The sequence below is a fragment of the Bacillus sp. EB106-06-01-XG163 genome (genome assembly GCF_058791615.1).
The window spans coordinates 51,922-77,932 of the sequence record NZ_JBYTDS010000001.1 but is presented as its reverse complement, the minus strand read 5'-3'; the positions used below and the strand labels follow the sequence as shown (position 1 = coordinate 77,932).

At 44.9% G+C, this 26,011-nt stretch carries 17 protein-coding genes; 10 read left to right on the top strand and 7 right to left on the bottom strand.

The window, feature by feature from the left end; genetic code table 11:
- The first annotated feature begins 6 nt into the window (after positions 1 to 6).
- From AC3WTF_RS00205 to AC3WTF_RS00165, 9 genes are all read left to right on the top strand, one after another.
- Positions 7 to 642: a bifunctional 2-keto-4-hydroxyglutarate aldolase/2-keto-3-deoxy-6-phosphogluconate aldolase gene (locus tag AC3WTF_RS00205; RefSeq protein WP_032865994.1), complete on the top strand. Its 636-nt coding sequence runs from the start codon at positions 7 to 9 to the stop codon at positions 640 to 642.
- A 1-nt stretch (position 643) separates the two neighbouring features.
- Positions 644 to 1,720, top strand: a complete 1,077-nt coding sequence (gene uxuA, locus AC3WTF_RS00200; RefSeq protein WP_492314151.1) for a mannonate dehydratase — start codon at positions 644 to 646, stop codon at positions 1,718 to 1,720.
- The gene (locus AC3WTF_RS00195) at positions 1,717 to 2,553 is read left to right on the top strand and encodes an SDR family oxidoreductase (protein ID WP_032865992.1); all 837 of its coding nucleotides are present in this window, start codon (positions 1,717 to 1,719) and stop codon (positions 2,551 to 2,553) included. The genes uxuA and AC3WTF_RS00195 overlap by 4 nt, the downstream gene beginning before the upstream one ends.
- A gap of 83 nt (positions 2,554 to 2,636) precedes the next feature.
- A complete protein-coding gene (locus tag AC3WTF_RS00190; RefSeq protein WP_007410157.1) occupies positions 2,637 to 3,638 on the top strand; it encodes a substrate-binding domain-containing protein in 1,002 nt (333 codons plus the stop codon).
- 95 nt (positions 3,639 to 3,733) lie between these two features.
- Complete coding sequence (locus AC3WTF_RS00185) at positions 3,734 to 5,005, top strand: MFS transporter (RefSeq protein ID WP_047935757.1); 1,272 nt, start codon at positions 3,734 to 3,736, stop codon at positions 5,003 to 5,005.
- 118 nt (positions 5,006 to 5,123) lie between these two features.
- A complete protein-coding gene (locus AC3WTF_RS00180; RefSeq protein WP_007410155.1) occupies positions 5,124 to 5,939 on the top strand; it encodes a hypothetical protein in 816 nt (271 codons plus the stop codon).
- Complete coding sequence (locus tag AC3WTF_RS00175; RefSeq protein ID WP_007410154.1) at positions 5,936 to 6,544, top strand: DUF4166 domain-containing protein; 609 nt, start codon at positions 5,936 to 5,938, stop codon at positions 6,542 to 6,544. Before AC3WTF_RS00180 ends, AC3WTF_RS00175 begins: the two co-directional genes overlap by 4 nt.
- The gene (locus AC3WTF_RS00170) at positions 6,538 to 8,166 is read left to right on the top strand and encodes a YndJ family protein (protein ID WP_492314150.1); all 1,629 of its coding nucleotides are present in this window, start codon (positions 6,538 to 6,540) and stop codon (positions 8,164 to 8,166) included. Before AC3WTF_RS00175 ends, AC3WTF_RS00170 begins: the two co-directional genes overlap by 7 nt.
- Positions 8,167 to 8,347: 181 nt before the next feature.
- Positions 8,348 to 8,626 carry a hypothetical protein gene (locus tag AC3WTF_RS00165; RefSeq protein ID WP_007410151.1) on the top strand — a complete coding sequence of 93 codons (279 nt, stop codon included), beginning with the start codon at positions 8,348 to 8,350 and terminating at the stop codon, positions 8,624 to 8,626.
- Positions 8,627 to 9,143: 517 nt separating this feature from the next.
- Here the strand turns inward: AC3WTF_RS00165 and AC3WTF_RS00160 are convergent.
- Positions 9,144 to 10,280, bottom strand: coding sequence for an alpha/beta hydrolase (locus tag AC3WTF_RS00160; protein ID WP_032865988.1), 1,137 nt, complete (start codon positions 10,278 to 10,280; stop codon positions 9,144 to 9,146).
- A gap of 259 nt (positions 10,281 to 10,539) precedes the next feature.
- On the bottom strand, positions 10,540 to 12,039 hold the full coding sequence (locus AC3WTF_RS00155; RefSeq protein WP_032865987.1) for a cellulase family glycosylhydrolase: 1,500 nt from the start codon (positions 12,037 to 12,039) through the stop codon (positions 10,540 to 10,542).
- 449 nt (positions 12,040 to 12,488) lie between these two features.
- Between AC3WTF_RS00155 and AC3WTF_RS00150 the strand changes: the two genes are divergently transcribed.
- A complete protein-coding gene (locus tag AC3WTF_RS00150) occupies positions 12,489 to 12,800 on the top strand; it encodes a magnetosome magnetite crystal formation protein family (protein ID WP_007410147.1) in 312 nt (103 codons plus the stop codon).
- A 53-nt stretch (positions 12,801 to 12,853) separates the two neighbouring features.
- Here the strand turns inward: AC3WTF_RS00150 and AC3WTF_RS00145 are convergent, their stop codons facing one another.
- From AC3WTF_RS00145 to bamC, 5 genes are all read right to left on the bottom strand, one after another.
- Positions 12,854 to 14,251, bottom strand: coding sequence for a sensor histidine kinase (locus tag AC3WTF_RS00145; RefSeq protein WP_129003436.1), 1,398 nt, complete (start codon positions 14,249 to 14,251; stop codon positions 12,854 to 12,856).
- Positions 14,252 to 14,253: 2 nt separating this feature from the next.
- Complete coding sequence (locus tag AC3WTF_RS00140) at positions 14,254 to 14,961, bottom strand: response regulator transcription factor (protein ID WP_025284801.1); 708 nt, start codon at positions 14,959 to 14,961, stop codon at positions 14,254 to 14,256.
- A gap of 141 nt (positions 14,962 to 15,102) precedes the next feature.
- The gene (gene xynC / locus AC3WTF_RS00135) at positions 15,103 to 16,374 is read right to left on the bottom strand and encodes a glucuronoarabinoxylan endo-1,4-beta-xylanase XynC (RefSeq protein WP_106080054.1); all 1,272 of its coding nucleotides are present in this window, start codon (positions 16,372 to 16,374) and stop codon (positions 15,103 to 15,105) included.
- Between the two features lie 61 nt (positions 16,375 to 16,435).
- On the bottom strand, positions 16,436 to 17,971 hold the full coding sequence (locus AC3WTF_RS00130; protein ID WP_032871592.1) for a glycoside hydrolase family 43 protein: 1,536 nt from the start codon (positions 17,969 to 17,971) through the stop codon (positions 16,436 to 16,438).
- 173 nt (positions 17,972 to 18,144) lie between these two features.
- A complete protein-coding gene (gene bamC, locus AC3WTF_RS00125) occupies positions 18,145 to 26,004 on the bottom strand; it encodes a bacillomycin D non-ribosomal peptide synthetase BamC (protein ID WP_020955897.1) in 7,860 nt (2,619 codons plus the stop codon).
- Between the last annotated feature and the right edge of the window lie 7 nt (positions 26,005 to 26,011).

The following is a 26,011-nucleotide window of genomic DNA, read 5'->3' as shown; positions in this document are numbered from 1 at the left end:
GCGAGAATGCTGCCTAAGTACGCCATTTACGAAAAACTTCTGCATGCACAAGTGGTGGCTGTCATAAGGGGACAAAACAGCCAAGAGGCGCTTGAAGTTTCAAAAGCGGCCATTTCAGGAGGTATCAGCGCCATTGAGCTTACATACACAACTCCTGAAGTGGAAGATGTCTTTAAGGAACTCCGGCATCAAGATATTCTTCTTGGAGCCGGTTCTGTAATGGATACAGAAACGGCGAGACACGCCATTTTATCAGGCGCCTCATTTATCGTCAGCTCTCATTTTGTAAAAGAGATAGCATCTCTATGCAACCAGTACAGCGTACCGTATCTTCCGGGATGCATGAGTGTGTCTGATATGGCTTTGGCCCTTGAAGCCGGATGTGATGTGGTAAAGCTGTTCCCCGCTAATTCGTTTGACCCTTCATTTATCAAGTCGGTCAACGGTCCTCTGCCGAATGTCCGCATTATGCCGACCGGGGGTATCTCATTAAACAGCATGAATGACTGGCTCTCTGCCGGAGCGGTCGCGGTCGGTGTGGGAGGCGACTTGACAAAAGCATATCAAAAGGGCGGCTATGAAGCTGCCGTATCCCTCAGCAAAGAATACGTCTGCCGAAAAAACGAATATACGGGGGTATAACATGAATATCACGTTTCGCTGGTACGGCCAAGGTAATGATACGGTGACTCTTGAACATGTCAGACAAATTCCCGGGGTCAAAGGCATCGTCTGGGCTCTTCACCAGAAGCCCGCGGGCGATGTATGGGAAAAGGAGGACATTGAAGCGGAAGTCAGATACATTCAATCCTATGGGTTTCATGCAGAGGTCGTGGAAAGCGTGAATGTTCATGAAGCCATTAAACTCGGTCATGAAGAACGCGGACAATATATTGAGCACTATAAACAGACCATTCGCAATCTGTCCGAATTCGGCGTGAAAGTCATCTGTTACAATTTCATGCCGATATTTGACTGGACGCGTACCGATATGTTCCGCGCGCTGGAGGATGGGTCAACCGCTTTGTTTTTTGAAAAAGCGAAAGTGGAAAGTCTCCCTCCGGAGGAACTGATCCGCACGGTTGAAGAATCTTCTGATTTGACGCTTCCCGGGTGGGAGCCGGAGAAAATGGCCCGGATCAAGGAACTGTTTGAGGCCTATCAAACGGTTGATGAAAAACAGCTTTGGGCCAATCTTGAGTTCTTTTTACATGGAATCCTTCCTGTAGCGGAGGAACACGGCATTCAAATGGCCATTCATCCGGATGATCCGCCCTGGTCAATTTTTGGCCTGCCCCGTATTATCACCGGTGAGAAAAGTTATGAAAAGCTGCGAGAGATTTCAGATTCACCCGCCAATTGTATTACGTTATGCACGGGTTCGATGGGAGCGGATCCCGCCAATGATATGGTGAACATCGCCAAACACTATGCGGGAGCTGCGCCGTTTGCCCATATACGAAATGTGAAAATCAGCGATAACGGTGATTTTACGGAAACTTCGCATCTTACCAGTGATGGGTCCATTGATATTACCGGTGTGGTAAAAGAATTGCACGGCCAAGGCTATAAAGGATATGTACGGCCTGATCACGGCCGTCATATCTGGGGCGAACAATGCCGGCCGGGTTATGGTTTATATGATCGTGCCTTAGGAATTATGTACTTGAACGGACTGTGGGATGCGTTCTCGTCTCATGAGAAAGAGGTGAAGGGATGAGACCGATTCATGAACGTTTATCAGGAAGAACCGCTGTCATAACAGGCGGGAGCGGTGTTCTCTGTTCAGCAATGGCAAAGGAGCTTTCACGGCAGGGGATGAAAATTGCGATCGTCAGCCGGAATGCTGATAAAGCAGAGCGTGCGGCGGACGAGATTGCTGATGCTGGAGGAACCGCGGTTTCTGTACCGGCTGATGTTTCAGCCCGTGATTCGCTCGAAAAGGCAAAAGACGAGATTATCAGCCGGTTCGGTTCTGTCAATCTTTTAATTAACGGAGCCGGGGGAAACCACCCTGATGCGATCACTGCCAGTGAGACGTATGAAGAGGATGAGCAGGGCACATCATTTTTTGATATGGACGAAACGGGGTTTTCCAGCGTATTTTCAACCAACTTTACCGGTGCATTTCTGGCATCGCAAGTGTTTGGAAAAGACCTTTTGAAGGCGGAATGTCCCGCGATTATTAATATTTCTTCTATGAGTGCGTATACACCGATGACAAAGGTGCCCGCCTACAGCGCGGCCAAGGCGGCGATTCAGAATTTTACGATGTGGATGGCTGTTCATTTCGCAAAAAAAGGGCTGCGGGTGAATGCCATCGCTCCGGGTTTCTTTTTGACAGCGCAAAACCGTGGGTTGTTATTACAGGAAGATGGAAGTCTGACAGACCGATCCAATAAGATTATGGCACATACACCGATGAAACGTTTCGGGAAACCGGAAGACCTTCTGGGAACGCTCCTGTGGTTTTCGGATGATTCATGCTCAGGCTTCGTCACCGGGGTCACCGTTCCCGTCGACGGAGGTTTTATGGCTTATTCCGGAGTGTGACAGAATCCATGTCCCTGTCAGATTGTAAACCATTTACTTCTGACTTATACTAGTGAAAAATGAAGACAGACGGGGATGAGTCTATGAAAACCATTACAATTTCTGATGTGGCGAAATATGCAAACGTATCTAAAAGCACCGTATCTCAATTTTTAAATCAGCGCTATGACTATATGAGCGAGAAAACGAAACAAAAAATAGAAGCGGCCATTCAAGAGCTGAACTATCAGCCGAATTTCGTCGCCCGCAGCTTAAAACAGAAATCAACATTTACGGTAGGTGTGGTGGTGGCTAATATTCTTCACACTTTTTCCACTCAGGTCATCAGGGCGGTTGAAGACTATTTTCATGAACAAGGATTTCATATTATTGTCTGCAATGCGGATGATGAACCGGAAAAAGAAAAGAAATATATTGAAATGCTGCGGGCTAAGCAGGTGGACGGAATTATTATTTTTCCGACGGGCGAAAATCTCTCTTTATATGAAAAGATGAAACGCGATACGTTTCCGGTCGTGTTTATGGACAGAACCATTGAAGAACTCGGGATTCCGACAGTGATGCTTGATAACCATCATGCAGCCGGTCTTGCCGTTGACCGGTTTATTGAGAGCGGCATTAAGAGAATTGCGATTATTACGACGTCCATTATTCGGGAAATCAGTCCGAGGGTAGAAAGGATTGAAGGGTATAAGAAGGCGCTTGACCGCCACGGAATGATGGTGCGGGACGAATATATCAAAACAGCCGATGCGGCTGATATTTCCAATGTTTTGTCAGAGTTGTTCTCACTTGAGGAGCCTCCGAAAGCGATATTGGCGGCAAACGATATCGTTCTTGTTGAGGTGCTGAAGTATATGAAGGAGCATGATATGACAATTCCGGATAAGGCAGCCGTCATCGGAATTGATGAAGTTCCTTTTGCGGGTTTTTTTACTCCTCCGATTACGACGATCGTCCAGCCTGCGGCAGAAATGGCGCGAAAAGCGGGAAGCCTTCTTCTTCGCCAGATACAAGAAAAAGATGGCGGTGAAAAACGGATTTACCGCTATAAACCGGCGTTGCTCGCAAGGCAATCCGGATAACCGGTTTCATTGCATAAACCGGTTTACTCCGGCAATTTAAATGTCTGAATATTGCGAAATGTCTGAATATCGCGAAATGAGAGGGGGATTTTTTTATGTTCTCAAAAGATAGATTCCCTATTCTTCTTCTTTTATTTTCAGCCGGGGTGATTAACTATTTAGACCGCTCAGCGCTGTCTATTGCAGCGCCGTTCATACAGCAGGATCTCACATTGTCGGCAACCCAAATGGGGCTGATTTTCAGCAGTTTTTCTGTCGGATACGCTGTGTTTAACTTTCTCGGCGGTGTTGCATCTGACCGGTACGGGGCTAAATTGACATTGTGTACGGCGATGATCGTTTGGTCTCTTTTCAGCGGAGCGGTTGCGCTTGCTTTCGGATTTGTAAGTCTTTTGATTATCCGTGTTTTATTCGGTATGGGAGAGGGGCCGCTGTCGGCTGCCATAAGCAAAATGGTCAACAATTGGTTTCCTCCGTCTCAGCGCGCCACGGTCATCGGCCTGACAAACAGCGGAACGCCGCTCGGCGGGGCGATTTCCGGCCCGATTGTCGGGATGATTGCTGTGGCGTTCAGCTGGAAAGTTTCCTTTGTCCTGATCATGATCATCGGTTTAGTCTGGGCGGTCATCTGGTTTAAATTTGTCAAAGAACGGCCGGCGCCGACGGAAGACGCCCCGGCAATGAAAGCGGAGATTCAACCGCATGAGCAGCATATCCCGATGACCTTTTATTTGAAACAAAAAACGGTTCTCTTCACAGCTTTTGCCTTTTTCGCCTACAATTACATCTTATTTTTCTTCTTAACATGGTTTCCGAGCTATCTGGTGAAAGAACGCGGTTTAAGTGTTGAATTTATGAGCGTGGTGACTGTTATTCCCTGGATTCTTGGATTTATCGGTTTGGCGGCAGGCGGAATGATTTCTGATTATGTATTCAAAAAAACCGCCGGAAAAGGGGTTTTGTTCTCACGGAAAGTCATTCTTGTCACTTGTTTGTTCGCTTCCGCTGTACTGATCGGATTTGCCGGACTTGTTACCACTACCGTAAGTGCCGTTATTCTCGTTGCTTTATCAGTCTTCTTTTTATATATAACGGGCTCTATCTATTGGGCGGTGATTCATGATGTGGTTGATCAAAGGAATGTCGGATCAGTCGGCGGCTTTATGCATTTTCTTGCAAACACGGCCGGTATTATCGGGCCTGCTTTAACCGGCTTTATCGCGGACAAAAGCGGATCATTCTCCGGGGCGTTTTTGCTTGCAGGCGGATTAGCCGTTTTGGCCTCGGCTGCGGTAATCCGTTTTGTGCGCCCGATTATCATTCAAACCGCTTCTGAAGATAAAAAAGACACGATACCTTATTCATAAGTCATCAAAGCCACTGAGGCTGTCCTGCCGATAACGGGATGGCCTTTTCGTTCTGCCGCTTGATCTGTTCCTATGATAATATAGGAATTGTTTACAAAAGAAGGGAAGAGGAGGGGGCATGAAACAGAAGCCGATATATGTCGAAATCAATATTGCATCTGATATAGAAACGCTTTGGGAATATACGCAAAACCCGCATCTTCATAAAGAATGGGATCTGCGTTTTTCTGACATTACATATCTTCATAGGCTGCCAGATGAACCGCAGAGATTTCTATATGAAACACGAATCGGTTTTGGGCTGAAGGTATCCGGCACGGGCGAATCAATAGGTGACATAAGGTCTCGCTCGTCAGAAAGAGTGTCTTCGCTCGCTTTTGCCTCTGATCATCCGCTGTCACTTATAAAAGAAGGCAGGGGCTACTGGAAGTATATAGAGCGGGATAACGGACAAACCGCATTTTTGACTCAATATCAATATGAAACGGCCCGCGGTCTGCCGGGAAGTTGGATAGACCGGTTTTTATTTCGTCCTCTGCTAAGCTGGGCTACCGCATGGAGCTTTGATGCGTTGCGGCTTTGGATAGAACAAAACAGACATCCGAAGATATCAGTCCGTTTCGGGTTTGTCTATGTCTTTATGTGTCTCGTATTCAGTCTGTATTGGTTTTTTCAAGGCTTTCATGATGGCTGTGCCGATGCAGAGATCGTGAGGGGAGCGCTGGAGACAGGGTTAGGGGTATTATGGCTGCTTCCCATGCGGAGAAAGTGGCTGATTCACACCGGGCAGTCAGTCTTCTTTTGTGTAACGGCACTGCTATATTCGGGCGGCGGATTCGTGATCTCATTAGGAGTGCTTACGATAGCCGCAATGATTCTTAAGCTCAAGCTGCCGAGCGCCTGGCATACAAAACGAAAGAGAGAAGTGAAATGACGGATTCAATGTATGAAAAAGCGATTACTCATTATCAATCACTGCACCCGATGCTGCAGAAACGGTACAGATTTGACGGATCACGCACGTTTTGCGGAGAAGGCGTTATGTCAGAAATAAAGGGAGGTTCTTTTCTTGTCAGAATGCTTTTAAAGACAGGTGTTTTTTTCAGATGTTTTTTCTCAGAGAGGGGAAACGATATCCCTTTCACTATCGAAAACAAAAACAGGCAAAATGGCGTGGAATGGAATCGTACCTTTTTCTTTAAAAGCAAACCGCGTTTTTTTGATGCGGTCATGGAGTATGATGAGCGGGAAAACAGAATTCTTGATTACTTCGGCAAACCCCGCATCCTACTGTCTGAACTGCATTTAGAAGCGTCTTCAGACGGAGGGCTTGTTATTACATCCGGAAGGCAGTGGCTCCTGATAGTCGGAAAGAAAATCCCGCTTCCGGCATGGCTGTGCGGCAGTTCAACCGTTTATGAGGCTTATGATGAGGAAATGAATTGCTTCAGCATAAAGGTTCATGTGAAAAACCGGATACTCGGCACGCTTTTCTCTTACCGGGGGACTTTCCGGGAAACAGAGGGAGAAACATGCTGAAGCGTCATCTCATGGTAAGCGTGATTTGCTTTTTGGGATTTGCGGCGGCTGAAGCTCCGTATATATCAGCTGCTGAGATGTTTGTTTTATTTTCCGTACTTTTTTTCGTTCCCGCTGTATTCGATTTTGCTTTTCGACCGTCAAAGACCTTAGAGAATGTGTTATTACGGAGTTATCCTGTTGCCGCTTTATGTGCGGTGCTTGCGCTTGTCACAGACTTCAGTTTTTTTGCCGTTGTGTGGCTCATTTATACGGTTGGGCTGGCACTGTATGCTGTCCGGCGGCTGATGAAAACAAATATTCACAGAACAGAAGAGATGTCTGTTATGGCGGGTTTCATTTATTTGGCCGGGGGCGGATTCTGGTTCTTCGCATATGTCCTTGAGATTCCCGTCATGAATTTCGGCCCGCTTATCGTTCTGCTGACGGCGGTGCACTTTCACTATTCCGCTTTCCTCATTCCGATCTTTAACGGATTGCTCGGCAGGATCATACGGGAGAAACAGGTTCTTTACAGATGGAGCACGGTCATTATTTTGATTTCGCCGATCCTTATTGCCCTGGGGATTACATTTTCAAAGACACTTGATGTGATTGCTGTCGCTCTGTATCTGGCGGGTCTGTATGCAAATGCTTATCTCGTCTTTACGGCGCCGTTTGTTACGAAAACAGGCAGGATCTTGATCAGGAGTTCTTCGGCTGTGTTAATGATCACAATTGCTTTTTCTTTGATATATTCGTATGGTGTCTACCGCGAGGAGGCAACGCTCACGATCAGCCAGATGATTTGGATTCACGGGGCCGTCAATGCATTCGGCGTTATCCTGCCGGCTTTGACGGGGTGGAGGTTGGAAAATCCGAGACCGTTTGATGAGGGCAGTGAAAGAACGTTCAGCCGTATTTACGGGAAGAGAACGATAGGCAAAGAATTTTTGACTGATATTCATGCAGCAAATGACATCCATTATACCGGCCTTCTGGATCAGCTGAGAGAACTGCATTCTGAAGACTTTTCAACTGAAAAACTGGCGCCGGCCGTTATTTCCTTTTATGAAGAGACAATTGATTATGACATCATGGCAAAAGTGACGTGGAGCAGATGGTTTCGTCCGTTCGCGCGCGTGTACGAGCCGTTCAGCAGAAGAGCGGGGCAGATTCACCTGTCCATGAATCCGGATTGGTATATCATGCACAGTGATATTATAGGAGTTGACTCTGATAAAGACGGCAGAAAAAATGTCCGTGCGTGGATCAGAACAAATGAAAAGCAGGAAACCGTTTTTACTGCGCTGTATTCAGCGTACAGGGCAAAAGGGGAAGGATACATGAATATCTCTCTTCCGCTGCCGTACGGCCAAATGACGGGCATTTTAAAGCCTTATGCGCGTAAGCAGAATCTTGTTTTGACAAGCAGACGGCGAAAAAGCGGAGCGGGTGATGAAGGGATTTATCTGCAGACGAAATGGGGGACGTGTCATCTTCCGCTGGCAGAGACATTTCTTATTTCAGCCCAGAGCGAAACAAGCCTGAAGGCCGTTCATCATATGTGGCTGTTCGGACTGAAATTTTTAACTGTGCATTATCGGATCACTCATGCTTCCGCAGGTAACCGAAGCAAATAACTAGCTGCAGCGCTGCCTGTTCATCAGGCGGCTTTTTCTCATCTACATGGGTTATATTCACCATTTTATTTGCGACCTATTTTGCGGCGGATGATACGAAAGGAGTCATGCACTGGATCTCATTTATTCACGTGTTAGCTCAGCTGTCAGGGATGAGCATGAGCGGTTATGTTGTCAGTGAATGGGGTGGCACGCGGCACTTTGGATTGGGAGCGGCCTCGGTCTTTGCCTGTCTTTCATGATTCGCGAAATGAAAACGACCGCTATGATTCCGCACGCACTGGCTCCGCTGGTGATGGAAACGTTTTTTAATAGGTTTTCACTCGGCATTATCTTTCCTGTGCTGCTTGGAATGTCGATTGAGTCTGTTCCGGCGGGCATGAGAGCAACATCGATGGGGCATATCAGGCGCTTTATGCACTCGGTATTTTCGGAGGACCTTGGTTGCGGGATTTTTTAATGATTGGCTGGGCTCAGAGCCGGATTTTATTTCGCGGCAGTGCTCTGGCTGGCGGCTGTCATACTTGCTCATATGTGGGGAGCCGATGCAAAAACTCGTCGGAAAAAAGCAGGGAAGATGCGGCAAAGTATTACCAGACATGGTTTTTTTATTTCTGTCCCTAAAAATGATCTCATTCCGGGTAAAGGCCAAAGCTGAATCAAACCTAACGCTGCAAACATTTTTATACGTGTAACGAAATGACTGCAATAACACAATGTACGGTTAGTTCGTTATAAATTTCTCTTCCGTCTCAATAACTAAAGTATACTTAATTTATGAGACGGATAATTCATTTCTTCGTTTAACTTCCTAGAATATATATTATGTAAACTAGAAATTATGTAGAGAATATAAAAGTGGATCCATATTCTAAGAACATCCCCTTTTTGTAAGGTAATATTAAAAAACCTCTACGTCCTTAATAAATTAAATTGGTCATAAAGGTTTTTCAGTTTGAGTATTTTAATCGGTTATGTCACTTGTTGCTGGTCTTCTTGATCAAGTCCACGCCATCGTATGCCAGACTTTCCACACTTGTAGCCTTCTGCAGTATGTAATGATCAAAAAAGTTCTTCGTATAGTCTGTAACAAGATTTCGCATCTCCATGGCATCCCGTTCGCCTCTAAGTTCCTCATTCACACTGGTAAACACGATGTCGCAGTAATCTAAATGCGCAGCACGATCAACAGAGAAATAATAGGTATCCATGCTATTGTTAGCGCCAATGATCGCATTCATGTTATAGTTCGGTTCAGAAAACAGCAGCAAAAAGGGTTTCTTAAGGTCGCTGCCCTGAAGGCCGAACGCTCCGCTATCCAAGCCAATCCCGCAGATGAACCGTTCGTCGTCCCGGCAAACAATCGCCGTCGTAGGCCCTCCATAAGAATGTCCGACTATGCCCATGCCGATATCAAGCAACAATCTGCCCTTAAAGATGGAATTCAGCTCTCCAGAATCCAATTTGACAAGATAATCGGCTACATACCTTACATCTTCTGCCTGTAATTCACTATACTCTGTTAACTTGTCAAGTATCGGCAGTGTAAGCACGTTTTGGCACATCTCAATGGCAGTTTCATCGTCGGGCCGTATCTCCATCTTACCAGCCAAAGCCAGCATCTCCGGATCTTCAGAAAACGCCATAATGACATCCGAAAAATCCTTTGATACATTAAACAGGCGCCCATCTTTACGCTTATACATCGTGCTATTCTGATGGCCGATGCTTACTACAACATATCCCATGCTTGCCAAGTCTGTACAGATCACTGTACCCCATTCTGGAGAACCGCCCCCGCCGCAAACATAGAATAACACCGGATAGCGTTTTTCCTTCCCGGAGAGAGCAAGGTCGTCGTAACATTGGGTCTTGATATCTATAGAGTAAGCATCCTTCAACGCAGTGAGAAGCGGCTGCTCATCAAGCATTTCGCAGACTTCAGGAAACATGTACGCTGATGTAGTCTTCCCTTCGCTGCTGTCGGACGGATAGTACACAAACGCCGTCAGTTCTCTTTTTGTATGATCTGATGCCGTGTACTCAAAATCCATCTGGGTTCGGCCGACAGTATAGCCGCCAATTGGCTCTGGAAATGCGTCATACTTTTTCATTCTCTTGTTCCCCCTTACGTAATAAAAGTGGCGGATGTGAAATACACACATTGCGCTATAAACGCTTTTCAAAACTGTGAAACAATTACATCATATGTTCAGTGAATCATATCTACTCCTTGGCTTTCTTGAGATTGCTAACAACATTTGTACAGGCCCATATACTGTTTCAGAGTTTCATCCGCCACGTAAACCTCCTTGTATTGCTGTTTAAGATGATAAAAGCGGACATCGTTGCTGATGTCCGCCTAAAGCTTAACTAATTGGGTTCTGTTCCCCAAATCAGTTTTCCTTGATGATATAATGTGATTTTTTTCGTTGTTTTAAACGTATTTGATTGGAAAAAGGAATAATCGCCGCTTTGTGCATAATTGCTCCAGTCATCATTGTGAAGACGAAGCTGAATATTCCCTGTGCTTGCTCCCGGTGACAGCGTTCCTGTTTTAAACCCCAGTTCCAGATAGGTATCTGCACCTTGCTTAGGTTTATGCAGCGTCACAAACTTGTGGGTCAGATTGCCGCATCCCATCTGCGCGTAGTCACAGTCAAAGTTTTGGCCTTTGTTTTTCACGTTATACCAGTAACGGGCAGTGACATCTTTTAAATCAACCGTCGCATTGCCGTTATTTTTTATGTGAAGCTGCGGGCGGATTTGATTGCTGTTCACACGCCCATCCCCTGCTTTGTATTGTACAGAAACGCCTTTTTCCTGTGTGGGGTTATCTTGTGCTGGCGTTTCAGGGACGTCCTTCGTCGAATCTTTAGTGCCGCGAATGTTTTCTCTTACGAATGTTCCTGAAGCAGTTAAATCTGTAAGCGGCCAGCCGCCTGTTTTAGATGCTCCCGGCTTTAAAGCCGAAGATGATTCCTGCTTATCAGAAAGATTCCAGTTCACCCAGCTGATGTTCTTACTGTCGAGATAATTCAGCCATTCCCGCGACTGGTCAAGGAATACACCGCCATTTCCAGACGCGTCGCTTGTTCCCCATTCCGTCACGAAAATAGGCGCTCCTTTACTGAGTGCATAGTTTGCTTTATCCCGTAAAGATTGGCCATGTGTGCCGGCATAAAAATGAAGCGCGTACATGACGTTTGCATCTTTTAGCTGATCATCGGCTGCATCATTCACATCTTGGCTCCATGTACCGGTGCCGACAATGATGATGTTGTCTGGATCATTTTTGCGGATAACGGAAATCACTTCTTCCGCATACGGTTTAATATCACGCTTCCAGTTCACGTCACCGTTTGGTTCGTTTGCAATTTCATAAATGACGTTTGGCGTGTTTCCGTAAAGACTTGACATCTCCTTGAAAAATTCTTTTGCCTTCTCTTTATTTTGGTTTGGGTTGCCGTCATTTAAAATATGCCAGTCAATGATGACATATATCCCAAGTTCTTTTGCCGCTTCAACCGCTTCTTTTACTTTATTTTTCACGGACGGGTTGTCAATATAACCGCCATCTGCCGTATACATCGCCGCGCGGAAAACGGTTATGCCCCAATCGTCTCTCAGCCATTTTAAGCTGTCTTTATTGACGAAATCGCCATACCATTGCAATCCATGTGAACTGATCCCTTTCAGTTGTACCGCTTTGCCGTCTCGGTTTACGAGCTGTGTACCTTTTATGCTAAGCTGACCATTCTTGGCTACTGGCGTTTTTGTCCCTGCTGCTGATGCCGGCGAAGGCAGCAAGCCGCCCATTGTCAATACCGCAATCAATAAACACGTAATAAAAATAGAAATTGACCGTTTCATATCTGATCTTTTCCTCCTTCGCATCATTTTGGCTCTTTCTTATGAGCTCGAACTCATTGTAAAAATCTTTCTCATGATTGTCTATCAACCTAATTTCTTGTTTTTGGGAGGTGTAAAAGCCTGTCAATTTGCTCTATCTCTATTGAATAAGACACACCTGACACATATAGAACAAAGAAAACCGGGCTGAATCGGGACTTTACACGTCATTTTTCAATCGAATCGAAAAATTAAATGTATTTCCAACGTAGACACGCTGAATGTGATGAGTCTCAATATGGCATTGAATCTTATGATTGCTGTAAGAAGACGAGTCCTTGTTAATTTAAGGTTGATGTAAGGTTCGGATTAATACGGGTTAAGGTTGGAGTTGTACAATAAGATTGTACTTCAGTGAGGGATTCAGCCAGAAGAATTCCCCCTTCAATAAATCATAGAGGTGAAAAGGTTTGAGAGAAAATAAAATGTTGTCTTCATTATGTTACTTCAGTATATTTTTTGCGCCGTTTCTGTTTCCGATTATCGTCTATTTCTTAGGCCAGGACGATGTGAAATATCATGCGAAAAAATCTTTGTGGACGCATCTGATTCCTTATTTGATTTTTGGAATTGGCATCATCGCTTCAGGTTTACTTGGTATGAATGACATCAGACACGCCGGGCCTTTCCTGCTTGCGACGTATGCTGTTACATTCCTTGTGGCGATCTATTTTTTCATTTGGAACATTGTCAAAGGAATCAAAGTGTTTTCGGAACAATAGGAAAAAACGGTTCTGTTATTAATCAACAGAACCGTTTTTTTGTATAGCCATTATCATAATTGTATATCTATCGTTGTCCCTTCTTCCACGGTGCTGTGAATGGTGATGTCCCCTCCGTGCTTTTGGATAATATCCTTTGCTATGGCCATTCCAAGACCAGAGCCTGCATGCGTCGTTCCTGTATTTGTGCCCCTGTAATAGCGATCAAACACTTTTTCCAGCTCCTCTTCTTCTATCCCTTTGCCGTTGTCCTTAATTGTCACATGAGTTCGTTCTTTTTGTTCAAGCTGTACAACGATCTTCACATCAGGATCATTGTGAACGAGGGCATTTAAAATGAGATTCGTGACCGCTCTCCGAATCAATATCGCATCAAGGTTCAGCATCAGCTTTTCCACGTTCGTTTGAAGCTCAATGGACTTATCCGCATATCTAGAATCGTTTAACATATCAATTAACGTTTCCCGCAGCAGCGATACAAGGTTTACCCGCTCTGTATGTAACATCACATCGTTGTTTTTCAGCCTTGTCGTTAAATTTAAATCTTCCATCACATCTTTCATATAGAGGGATTTACTCTCAATGATCTGGGCGTACTCTCTGATCTGTTCGGCTGTGAGATGGTAATTTGGATCTTGGATGATTTCTGCATAGCCTTGAATAGATGCTAATGGTGTTTTAATGTCATGAGAAATATGACTGATCCACTCTTCACGCATTTGCTCTAATTTATCTTTTTCTTTTTTGCTTGAAGATAGTTGTTCCGATAAATGATTGACATTATAGAAGACATCTTTATAAATGCCTTTGGATTTCATGTTGATCGTATAATCTCCATTAGCTAACCGCTGAATTCCTTGAATGACACGGCCGAGCGGTTTTGTGAGCTGCCGGCTGAATAGATAGCCAATGAGTAACGCGATCAATGCATCTATTGATAATAATATGATGGTTCCTGCATTGAACTTCGTCACAAATTCCTTGGTATCATATGAGAGGACATATTTTCCGAGAGAGGGATTTTTAAACCCTATAAAGTAACTGTACTCCTTGCCGTTTACTTTTTTCCCGCCGGCGTAAATGGTTGATAATAATCGTTCATCCTTATATTTATGTAAATTTACAATTTCAATAGGCGTATATTTTTTCTTCAGTCCTTTAGGTTCTCTATCATGATAAACATCCTGTCCGTTTTCATCTAATATTTGAATCCATGCATTCTGTTCTTTTAAAGCTTTTTGGCCCTCTTTGTTTACTGTGATACCATTGTTCGATAACGTGACATATTGTCGGAATGATCTTGTGAAAGTTTCCGGTGTATTTTCTTCGTCATGTTGGCTGTTCGCCTGGAAAACGAGCCAAAACATAAAAATAAATAAATTAATGAAGACTGTAATGATGGTCACGATAATGACAGAGACCATATATCTGCCTGTTAATCGCCAATTCATCCTTACGCATCCTTTACAACAAATTTGTAGCCTAACCCTTTCACAGTGACGAGAAAGTCTGGTTTTGATGGGGTGTTTTCTATTTTCTCACGGAGCCTGCGTATATGAACCATCACTGTGTTGTCAGAACCGAAGAAATCTTCTCCCCATACAGCTTGATAGAGTGTTTCTTTACTGATCACCCGATTGGGATGCTGCAGAAAATAGGTCATAAGCATAAGTTCTTTAGGTGTTAACTCAATAGCCGCTCCATTTTTGGTGAGCTCGGCTTGTTGTTGGTTTAATTCAAATGGCCCTTTTTTTATTACGGTTCCGGTTTGAGAAGGCTGTAAGTAAGAGACCCGTCTCAGCTGTGCTTTGACCCGGTATGCAACTTCCTTAGGGCTGAAGGGTTTTGTAATGTAGTCGTCCCCGCCGATGGCAAGTCCTACAATTTTATCCGTTTCCTCCCCCTTTGCAGACAAAAAGATAATAGGAACGTGTGAAATGTCTCTTATTTGCTTGCAGATATCATAGCCTTCACCGTCTGGCAGCATGATATCCAATATCACCAGATCGGGATTTTCTTGATGAAATTGAGCCAATCCGTCACGGGCAGTCGAAGCGGTGATCACGCGATCAATGCCTTCTCTTATTAATACGGTTTTAATCAGTTCCAAAATTTCTTTTTCGTCGTCTATGATTAATACTTTGCTGTGAAGCCGTGACATATAATGATCACTCCTTGAAGTCATTGTCATTATTATACCCAATGTCCATGTATCGTTAAAAATCAACACTTCTCTCCCACAGAAAATAAGCCAATTTTCTTTTTTGAGTAAGAAAATTGGCTTATTGCGATGCTGACGCCTTTAACGCTTTACAACAAATGTTGTCACGCTTTGAGCCGGAAGATGGGCCCAAAAATGATTGTCCGTTACTTTGAGATCCGTTCCAGGTTGAAGATTGCTGTTGCTGCTCGTGATCCATCTGGATACTTGCGAAGCAGTTCCATTCTGCAACACGAAGTTTTGGTTGACCCCTGTGTTATTTTTATTAATGGCAACAATCACGACTTTATTGTCTCCTTTATAGGCTGACACGTAAACATTCGGTTCAGGATTTTTCGTTGCATCAATCCTTACATAGCCTGGGCGCACAAATTTTGAGAAATGAGCCATATTGTATCCGCGTTTGCTGATCATCCCATCTTCTTTCATAGGGCCGTATGATCTGCGGATGTACCACCACACATAAGCTTGAAAATCTCCCTCTACCATTGAATGATGAATATGCTCTGAAACACCTAAAGCCTCAGGCCAGCGATCCGCTGAATTGTTGTCACTATTCGGATAGTATACCTCCGTCATCCATAGCTCTTTCCCTCCTCCTTTTTGTTTGAAAAGAGGATAAGGAAACTGACTGACCTGAGTGCCGTACAGGTGGGTTCCGAGGATATCCATATTCCTAAGCGCCTGCGGATCGTTTAAAATGGGGTCCGATATATTTTTCAGGTATTGAAATGATTCCGGCGCAATCACGCGGGCATTAATGGAACCGGCATTCTCTCTCATGAAACGCAGGATTTCTTGGGGCGTCCACCATGTCCATTCGTGAGCGTAATCAGGCTCGTTTTGCATAGAAATCGCATACAGATCCACACCATTACTCTTCATGAAATTAACGAAATCGTTAAGATGCTGCGCGTATGCGGCGTACTTATCGTATCTCAGCCGCTTAGCTGCTGTGTCACCATTATGATTGAAAGTCTCAACCATATCGTTTGGCGGATTCCAAGGGGAAGCAAAAACGATTGCTCCATGTTTGATCGCACTCTTTGCAGTCTCCACTTCCTTGTACCAATTATTTCTATTTTCATCTACATGAATTCTTAAGACCGAAAAACCTAACTGATTCTGTCCATTGCCAAAAGCGGTCTCCCGTTGAGCCGCAGTCAAGTCTCCAATCCAAGCCGGGTGGTTCATTCCTCCAAAACCGCGAATCACTTGTCTTTCTGCAGATATATTAACTGTTGCATCACTTGCTGCTGAAACTTCAGTAACTCCCGGTCCTAAGAGCATGACGGACAGCATTGTGAAACATACCAATAATACACAAATTGTTTTTTTTACGCTCGATATCATTTTTTCCTCTCCTTCATATGTCGTTTATGGACTTAGAAAACGTACCTTTGTCTCCCTTTGCTTATCTTTGTGTAAACTGCCAGTAATCGAAATTAAACAAGTTTCCTGTACCAGTTCCGGTAAATACAAAGAATACGTTGTGAACACCGGATGCGCCGCTTACCGCAGTTTCTATTTCTCTCCAAGATTGCGTTCCGCCTGTGGAAGGGACATTCAAGGTTCCGACAAGCTTACCGTTTGCAGTATCTAGCCGCACTTCTATTTTCCCGCCAAGAGCGGACGCTACATTTGCTTTAAACGTCCTGGCACCGCCTGACCCGAAATCTGCATTTCCAACAGCAATCCAGTCTCCGTTATGAATGTTTGTGACATGTTGATTATTGACCGGGCCGCCGGGTGCTGAGGATGCCTCTGTCAAAATCCGTCCGTTCCAGGCAAACGTTTCCGCTTCTACCCGGTGATATGGATTCAAATTGGATAGCTGTTTGACACCTGCAAAATTTGCCGCTACCTCTTGCAGGGAGCCATCTGGATTGTGCACAAGCTTATTAATATGGGGAGAACGGTATCCTTTGCCGGCCCCGTAAAGAGCGGAGCTGACAGTTTGAGTATGATACACCACATACCACTCGTTTTTAAAATTGAAAACAGCATGGTGATTGTTCCCGCCGCCTCCGAAAAATGCTCCCGGATTTTTCAGAAAGTGCCCTCTATACGAAAAAGAATCCATAGGACTTGAGCTGGTCATATAACCGATCTCACCTGGAGGTTTATCGGCCGGGTGCGCGCCCCCGAAATTGATACAATAGGAATAGTAATATTTTCCGTTATACTTATGCATTCCCGAATCTTCAAACATAAAAGGCGCATCAATCGTAGACGCACTTCCGGCAACACTGGTCATATCAGGACCTAATTTCATGACTCTTGCTGTTTTAGGATTGGCCCATTGCCCCTGTGCGGGATTTGAACCGCCCGGAACGCCTCCGCCGGCATATAGGTAACCGGTACCGTCATCATCTACGAATACTGCAGGATCAAAAAGCCATACAACACCGGACATTCCTGGCGTATTTGGCGTTACCAGCGCTTTTCCGATCGGATCTGTCCATGGGCCGGTCGGGCTGTCTGCGGTGAGAACCCCGATACCTCCGCCGCCGTTTGCGAAATAAAGGAAAAATTTATCCTTACCATTGATCTTTTTCACCGCGGCTGACGGGGCCCATGATGCTCCTGCCCATTTGGCAATCCCCCGGCCGCCATTCGCCCCATTGGCACCCGCTGCGGGAATCGTTCCGTGATCTGTCCAGTTCACCATATCCGCTGAAGATATGACGGATATTTTATTCAAATTGGCAAATGAATTATCCTTAATCGTGCCGTCGCTATTATATTCATAGTCATCGCTTGACATATAGATGTAGACTCTTCCGTTATAGGTCAGCGCAAACGGATCTGCGCCCAGATGATGGTCGATAAGCGGATTTGAATTCCCAACATGTTTTGCAATTGGAGTGCTTACCGCATTCGCATATTCCCCAGGTAAACAGCTCAATAATAAAGCAAGAATCAATAAACATACGCTGCACTTTTTCATCTGCTTAACATCCTCCTGTTTCCGCATATTAGGTTTTTAAAAAATATGATAACAACAGGTCATGAAGAATGCGTAAAATGAATGATTTTTAGAGTGAAAACGTTGCAAATATCTGACCCTCTTTTATGAAAAATGCCGCCGGTTGCAGTCAGCGGCATTTTGCCCTGAATCACTTACATTTTGTCAAACTTCGTGTCCCCCGCAAACGATCCCATTGACAGTTGTTCTTCAAGAACAAGTCCGTGATGATGCCGTTCTTCAATCCTTTTGATAATAGATCGAATTGTATCCGTATTTTCTTCAATATTGTGAGGGTCAAAGATCGTCACATGGTCTCCTTTTAATTTGTACTCAAGGTAATGCTGTGCGGTTGATTGCTTCCATCCTCTATCGGTCAACTCGCCGCATAGAAAATGATGAATGTTGGCGTTCACCGCGCCGGAATTGATCAGTTTATTGTGATATGTGAGATAGCTTCTGATTTTATCCTTAATCGAAGGAATGGTTAATAATTCTCTATAATAATCCGGAATGATATCCAGATTCCGATGAATGATCTCTTCGGTTTCCTCTTCCGAAAAATAATTCACCGAAACGGCTCTTTTAGAATCAAGCATCATAATGTCCGATACGATGCGTCCGCGCTTCTCTAAGGCTTTGGTAACCTCAAAAGCCAAATTCGACCCCGAGGAGTAACCAAGTAAAACAAAGGGCCCTTGTTCCTGAATGCCTATCATGCTTTCTGCATATCGGTCAACGATCTCTTGCTCGTAAGACGGCTCTTCTAGGAAATCAGCGGCATAGACGGTGCAGCGGCCGTCAAGTCTTTTCGCCATTTCATTATAGACCAGCCCGTATCCGATTAAAGGCGGGAAACAGAACACAGGGATTAAACCGTTCTGATTCATCTTGACGAATACGTTATCCGTCTTGGACTCGAAAACTGCCGCTTGAATGGCGCGTGCCATTGTTTCGATGGTAGGAAAATCGTATACGGCTTGATAATGCATTTTGATTCCCATACGGTCGTTGATTTGATGAATTACTTGCAATACTTTGAGCGAATGGCCGCCAACGTCAAAGAAGTTATCTTTAATTCCCGGGTCGCTGAGAGCTAAAATGTTCTTCCATATCTCGGCCAGCTGCTTTTCAATTAACGTTCCGGGCGCTTCGTATTCGGTTCCGGTGAGCCTATTTCCCTCAGGAGCCGGCAAAGCTTTTCGATCGATTTTTCCATTTGCGGTTATCGGCATCTTCTCCATTTGGACAAAGTAAGCCGGTATCATATAAGCGGGCAGTTTATTCAGCAAATGGCTCTTCAGCTGCGCCGTATTTAATGAATCGTCTCCTGACAAGTAGGCGCACAGCTGCTTTGAGCCCTCTTCTTCAATTGCGATGACGACCGCTTCTTTGACAGATTCCGATTGCAATAAAGCCGCTTCGACCTCGCCAATTTCAATCCGGTAGCCTCGGATTTTCACCTGATGATCAATTCTTCCCAAATACTCGATATTGCCGTCAGGCAGCCACCGGGCGACATCTCCCGTTTTGTACATTTTTTCGCCTGCGGCAAACGGGTGTTCAACAAATTTCTCAGCCGTTAATTCCGGGCGGTTCAAATATCCTCTGGCCAGTCCCTCTCCTGCCACATAGAGTTCGCCCGGTATGCCCATTACCTGAATGCGCTGATATTCGTCCAAAATATACGCTTGCAGAGTAGGAATAGGTTGTCCGATGTTGCTTCTGCCCTCGTCGATTTCCCGTTCCGTGATTTCTTTATATGTGACATGAACGGTAGTTTCGGTGATGCCGTACATATTGATTAATTGTGTTAAAGGATATTTAAGCTTCCAGTCTTTCAAGAAGGATGGATTTAACGCCTCTCCGCCAAATATGATTTTTCGGATGTTTAAATTGGATTCGGGATCTGCTCTCTCTTCCTGCATCAGTTGATAGAAATAACTTGGCGTTTGATTTAAAATGGTCACAGCTTCCGATTTTAACAATTGCAAATACCTTTCCGGGTTTTTTGCTATTTGTTTCGGAACAATCACTAATTTGCCCCCATACAGCAGCGCTCCGTACATTTCCCATACTGAAAAGTCAAAGCAGAAGGAATGAAACAAAGTCCATGTGTCCGATGCATTAAAATCAAAAACATTTTTATTATTAAATAACAGACGAACCACGTTTTTATGTTCAATGAGCGTGCCTTTCGGATTCCCCGTTGTTCCTGATGTATAAATAATGTAGGCTAATTGATTTGGCATCACGTTCAGATTGAGATTAGATGCTTCGGCGCCGTATGATGACGGATCGTCAAGGAAGATAGTATGACTTTGATAATCGGTACCTTCCAGAAGATGATGTTGCAATAATAAGATAGAGACGTTAGAATCCTCAAGCATATAATGGATGCGTTCTTTCGGATAATCCGGATCGATCGGTACGTAAACGCCCCCGGCTTTCAAAATAGCAAGGATGCCTATCACCATCTCCGGTGAACGTTCTGCCATAATGCCGACAAGCTCCTCGGCCTGAAGTCCTTTGGCAACCAAGGTTCGGGCCAGCTGATTGGCGCGTTCATTTAATAACCGATACGTCAGCTTCTTATCTTCAAAAACAATCGCCGCTTGCTCCGGCGTTCGCTCCGCTTGTTCTTCAAACAATTGATGAATCGTCTTTCCCTTTGGATACTCCGCCGCCGTATCGTTGAACTTATCTATCAGGAGCGATCGCTCATCCGCTGTTACGATATCAAGGTCTTGAACGCGAATTTCCTGATCGTCCGCCATTTGCTTCATGATTTGTATGAAATGCGTCTGCATCCGTTCGACACTTGCTTGGTCATAAACATCGCGATTGTATACAAAACGAATGTCAATTTCTCCATCCGGCATCACTATAAAAGTAAAATCGTAATGAGTATGTTCTTCCATATGAAAATCGAGAATGTCTAATGCGTTGTCATCCTGCTTCATATGTTCTATTTGTTTTTCAACCGGGTAATTTTCAAATACCATAATATGATTGATCAACTGCTGCTTTTGCTCAGTTTGAGCCTGAATGTCATACAACGGGAATGTATCATATTTTTGAGAAGCCAGTGCCCGCTCCTGGTTCATTTTCAATACTTGTGCAGCTGTCATTTCAGGCTGCGTATGAATACGTACGGGAATGGTATTGATAAATAAACCGACCATGGTTTCAATTCCCGGAATTTCTGCTGGTCTGCCGGATACGACCGTGCCGAAGACGACATCCTGACTCCCGTTGTATCTTTGCAGCAATAAGCCCCATGCGGTTTGTATCCATGTATTGACGGTGACTTGCTGACGGCTTGCGGCCCGTTTGATTTCATCTGTGAGCCGCTTTCCTAAACGAAACTCATGCTCACCTTTTTCGTATCCTTTCGCCTGGCCGGAAGATTGTTCTTGTAACAAAACAGTCTGCCCTTCATAACCTTCTAAATAGTTACGCCAATAGGCTGACGCCTGCTTGTGATCTTGTTGATCCAGCCATTCGATATATCGGCTGTATGGAGTGACGGCTCCCCGCTTCGGCTGCCTTTGCTCGAGTATCGCATAATAGGTTTCAAACACTTCTTTCGTAACAAGAGGCAAACACCAGCCATCCATTAAAATATGATGAAAGCTCCATATCAATCGCGCTTGGTCTTCCTCTGTCCGCAGGATTGATATGCGCATTAAAGCATCCCGGGTGAGATTGAATCCCCGCGCCTTATCTCTTCTTGCAAAATCGGCAATAAACTCGCTGCGCTGATGACTGTTCATGCTGCGAATATCTTCAACGGCCATTTCAATCGGCTTTTGCCGGAATACAATCTGCAAAGGCTGATCTTTCCATTCTGTATAAAAAAGAGTCCGAAGAATGTCATATTTTTCGGCCAGATGCGCCAAACTCATCCTGAATGCATCGATATCCAAGAAACCTTTCAGATCAAAAGCGGCTTGTTCAAAGTAAGCTTCGGAAGCCGAATCGATCAAGCTGTGGAACAACATTCCTTTCTGCATCGGGGTTAATGGGTATATATTTTCAATGTCACCGAGATGACTCGTTTGCTGTACAAATTGATCCAGTTCACCGATCGTTATACCTTTTAACGAAATATCGCTTGGCGTCAGGTGAATTTGATCTTGAGCATCACAATGTGCGATGACTTGCTGCAGGCTGCTTTTTAAGAGATCGGCACAGGCTTCCATTGTTTCTCTTTGATATTGTTTACCGCAATAGCTGATGGCCAGCGACAATCGGCCGTCTGAAATCATGCCGTTGATATCAAGTGTATAGGTCAAGGGACGATTGTCACTGGCTGTTTTCCCGCTTGAGTAAGGGGATACCTCCATCTTGCCGTTCCGGACATCTTGATCAAATTGACCCAAATAATTGAAACGTATTTCCGGATGTCCGGTCCATTCATGTGCCTTCGGGTGATCGGACAAATATTTGATCAGGCCGTAACCTATTCCTTTTTGGGGGATCTGACGCAAATTTTCCTTCACTGTTTTAATCCGCTGCGGGATATCCTGATCAGCCTTGATTTGAAGCGAAACCGGATATAGGCTTGTGAACCATCCCACCGTACGCGAAATATCGAGATCCGGAATGATAGACTCTCTGCCGTGTCCTTCAAGATCAATGAGAATGTCTTCATATCCGGTCCAACGGTGAATTGCAGTTCCCAGACCGGTCAGTAATAAATCGTTCATATCGGTCGAATAAGCCCGATGAGCGTTTTTTAATAAACGTTCGGTTTCCTCAACGGTCCATTGAACGATGACCGTTTCCTTGTCTTTGGCCAGACCGGTCTCCTGTTCATTGTCCTTTGGCAATGTATGCTGCGGATTCTGTTTCTGTCTGAACCAGTATTGATTTTCCGCTTCGAATTCCTGACTTTCTGCATAACGATTCAACTGTTCAGCCCATAACAGGTAAGAGTCCGTTTTCTTCGGAAGCCGGATCGCTTCGCCGTTTTGAAGCTGCTCATAAGCTGCCGCTATATCCTCAAGTAAAATCCTCCACGATACGCCGTCGATGACCAGATGATGAACCGTAATCAGCAAATGATCTCCCTCTTGACACCGGAACAATCCCAGTTTCATGAGCGGTCCTTCAGCTAAATGAATGGATTGCTGCATCTCATTGGAAATGGTTTCTATCGTCTGGGACACATTTTTTTCTTCGCGTAATGAGATCACTTCAAGGCTGAACAGATCACCTTCATCGATCCCGCGATTTCGGGCTTCATATCCATCTTCTGTCGGAACATAGACCATGCGCAAAGCATCGTGATGCTCTGTGATCTTCTTCATGACGTCCCGAAGCTTTGATTCATCCAGTCCCTCTTTCCAATAAAGCATAACCGCTTGATTGTAATGGTGTAATTCCGGGTATTTCTGGTCAAAAAACCAATGCTGAATCGGTGTCAGCAGCGCCCGGCCTTTAATTTCCCCTTGTTCTGCGATTCGGGTTACCGGCTCTACGTATGGAACAAGCTCGGAGATCGTTGGGTATTTAAACAAGTGTTTGATTTCAAACTTATACCCGGCTTGGTATAATCTTGAGGTCACTTGAATCGACTTAATGGAATCGCCCCCCAATTCGAAAAAATGATCTGAGATTCCGACCCGTTCTAAGCCTAAGACCGACTCCCACACCGCGGCCAGTATTTTTTCCAGTTCTGTTCGAGGAGCTTCATAGTTCATGCCTGTAAGATTCTCTCTTGGAGAAGGAAGGGATTTACGGTCTATTTTCCCGTTGAAAGTAAGCGGCATCTCTTCCAGCTGAACGAAATACGCAGGTATCATATAGGATGGAAGCTGGCGGGACAGCTCTTCACGGAGCTCGCCTGCAGTTAAAGCATGTTGTGCGGTATAATAGGCGCACAAGGATGTTTCCCCCTCGATTTCCCGGGCGATAACGATGGCTTCTTTGATCGCCGGCAGCTGAAAAAAAGCGCCTTCGACTTCGCCGATTTCAATGCGGTAACCGCGGATTTTCACCTGGTGATCAATCCGGCCCAAATACTCGATATTGCCGTCAGGCAGCCATCTTGCCAAGTCTCCCGTCCGGTATATCCGTTCTCCTGATGCAATCGGATGGTTTACAAACTTCTCGGCCGTCAGTTCGGGACGATTCAAGTAGCCCCTTGCAAGCCCATCGCCCGCTATGCACAGTTCTCCCGCCACACCGATCGGCTGCATATGTTCCAAATCAGCATGTAATATATACAATTGAATGTTGGAAATCGGTTTGCCTATCGGAATCGATGCATACATTTCTTCCGTCTGGCAATCAAAGTATGATACATCAATTGTTGCCTCAGTCGGTCCGTACAAGTTGATGATTTGAGCCTGGCTCACCGACGTTATGATGCGTTTGAAGCCTGAGACATGTACAGGCTTCAAAGCCTCACCGCTTGCAAACACATGTCTTAATGACGCTAATTTTTGTTTCAACATCCCGCTTGGCTTCTGATCCATGGATTCCAGGAAGGCATGCAGCATCGCCGGTACAAAATGCATTGTGCTGACACCTTTTTGTGCAATTGTATCTAAAATCAGCTCGGGATTCTTTTCTCCTCCGTTTGGCAACAGAACCAATCTGGAACCTGATATCGTCCACCAGAACAGTTCCCACACTGATACATCAAAGGTGATCGCAGTTTTTTGCAGAATCGCATCCCGCTCATCGAGAGGGTATTTTTCCTGCATCCACACCAGCCGATTGATGACCGACCGGTGCTCAACCATAACCCCTTTCGGCTTACCCGTTGAACCCGATGTATAAATAACATAGGCCAGATGATCCGGACCAGCAGCCGGCTCTACATTCGACCCGTCTTCACAAAAGTTTTGCGGATCTTTCATATCCAGCACTTTTCCCGTAAAAGATACTCTCTCTCGCGATTGATTCTGCACGAGTAACAACTTCGTATCCGAATCCTCCAATATGTATCGAACCCGTTCCTCCGGATAGCCCGGGTCAATCGGTACATACGCTCCGCCGGCTTTCAAGATCCCGAAGATCCCTACAATCATATCCAGGGAGCGTTCGGCCATAATCCCGACCGGCTGATCCGGCTGCACGCCCTCAGATTGCAGTGTCCGAGCGAGTTGATTCGCCCTTTCATTCAATTCCCGGTACGTCAGACGGCTATCCTCGTAGACAACAGCCGTTTGATCAGGGGTACGTTCCGCTTGTTCCTCCAAAAATTGATGAATCATTTTTTCTCTTGGATACTCTGCAGCTGTTTGATTATAGGCGATGAGTTGATTTGTCTCTGAGTCTGACAGAATATTAAGCTGGCGGATCATAAGGTCGGGTTGGAATAACAAAATCGAAAAAATCCGGTTTACATGTTCGATCACTTGCATCATATACTGGCGATCATAAGCTTGTTCATTATAAGTTAACTTTAAATGAATCGAATCATGTTCTATGGAAAACTGAAATAACGTATCAGAAGCAGCCGTTTCTATAAAACGAATGGGGTGAAGCTGATCTAGTGATACAATCGTGTGGATCATTGGCAAATGATTTGAATCGTAGTTCAGATTTAATGGACCGGCCATTTTATCGAAAGGAACGTGCTGATGTAAGATGGCTCCGTTCAGCGTATGCTTGAATTCATTAAAAATGGATTTAAATGTGCCGTCCGCATTTATGTTTTGTTTGATTAACATGACTTGATCTAAACGAAGGTCTTCATCGGTTTCGTCTTCAAAGGTCGGTACACCTACAATAACGCCCTCTTCCCCCGTATATTTGTACAAAAGACACTCGATTCCGACCAGGAGAACCATATAAACGGCCATTGGCGATTTATTCGTCATCTTCATGATGCGCAGGGTTACATCGGAGCTCAATGAACTGTGAATACGGTTGGGTGCACTCGGCGCCTCGTGCTCTATTGCTGAGTCCGACATTTGAAACGAAGGGATTGCACTGGGACGATCTTCCGCATCGAACATGCTGCTCCAGAACAACTCCTGTTGCTTAAATTCTGACATTAATATC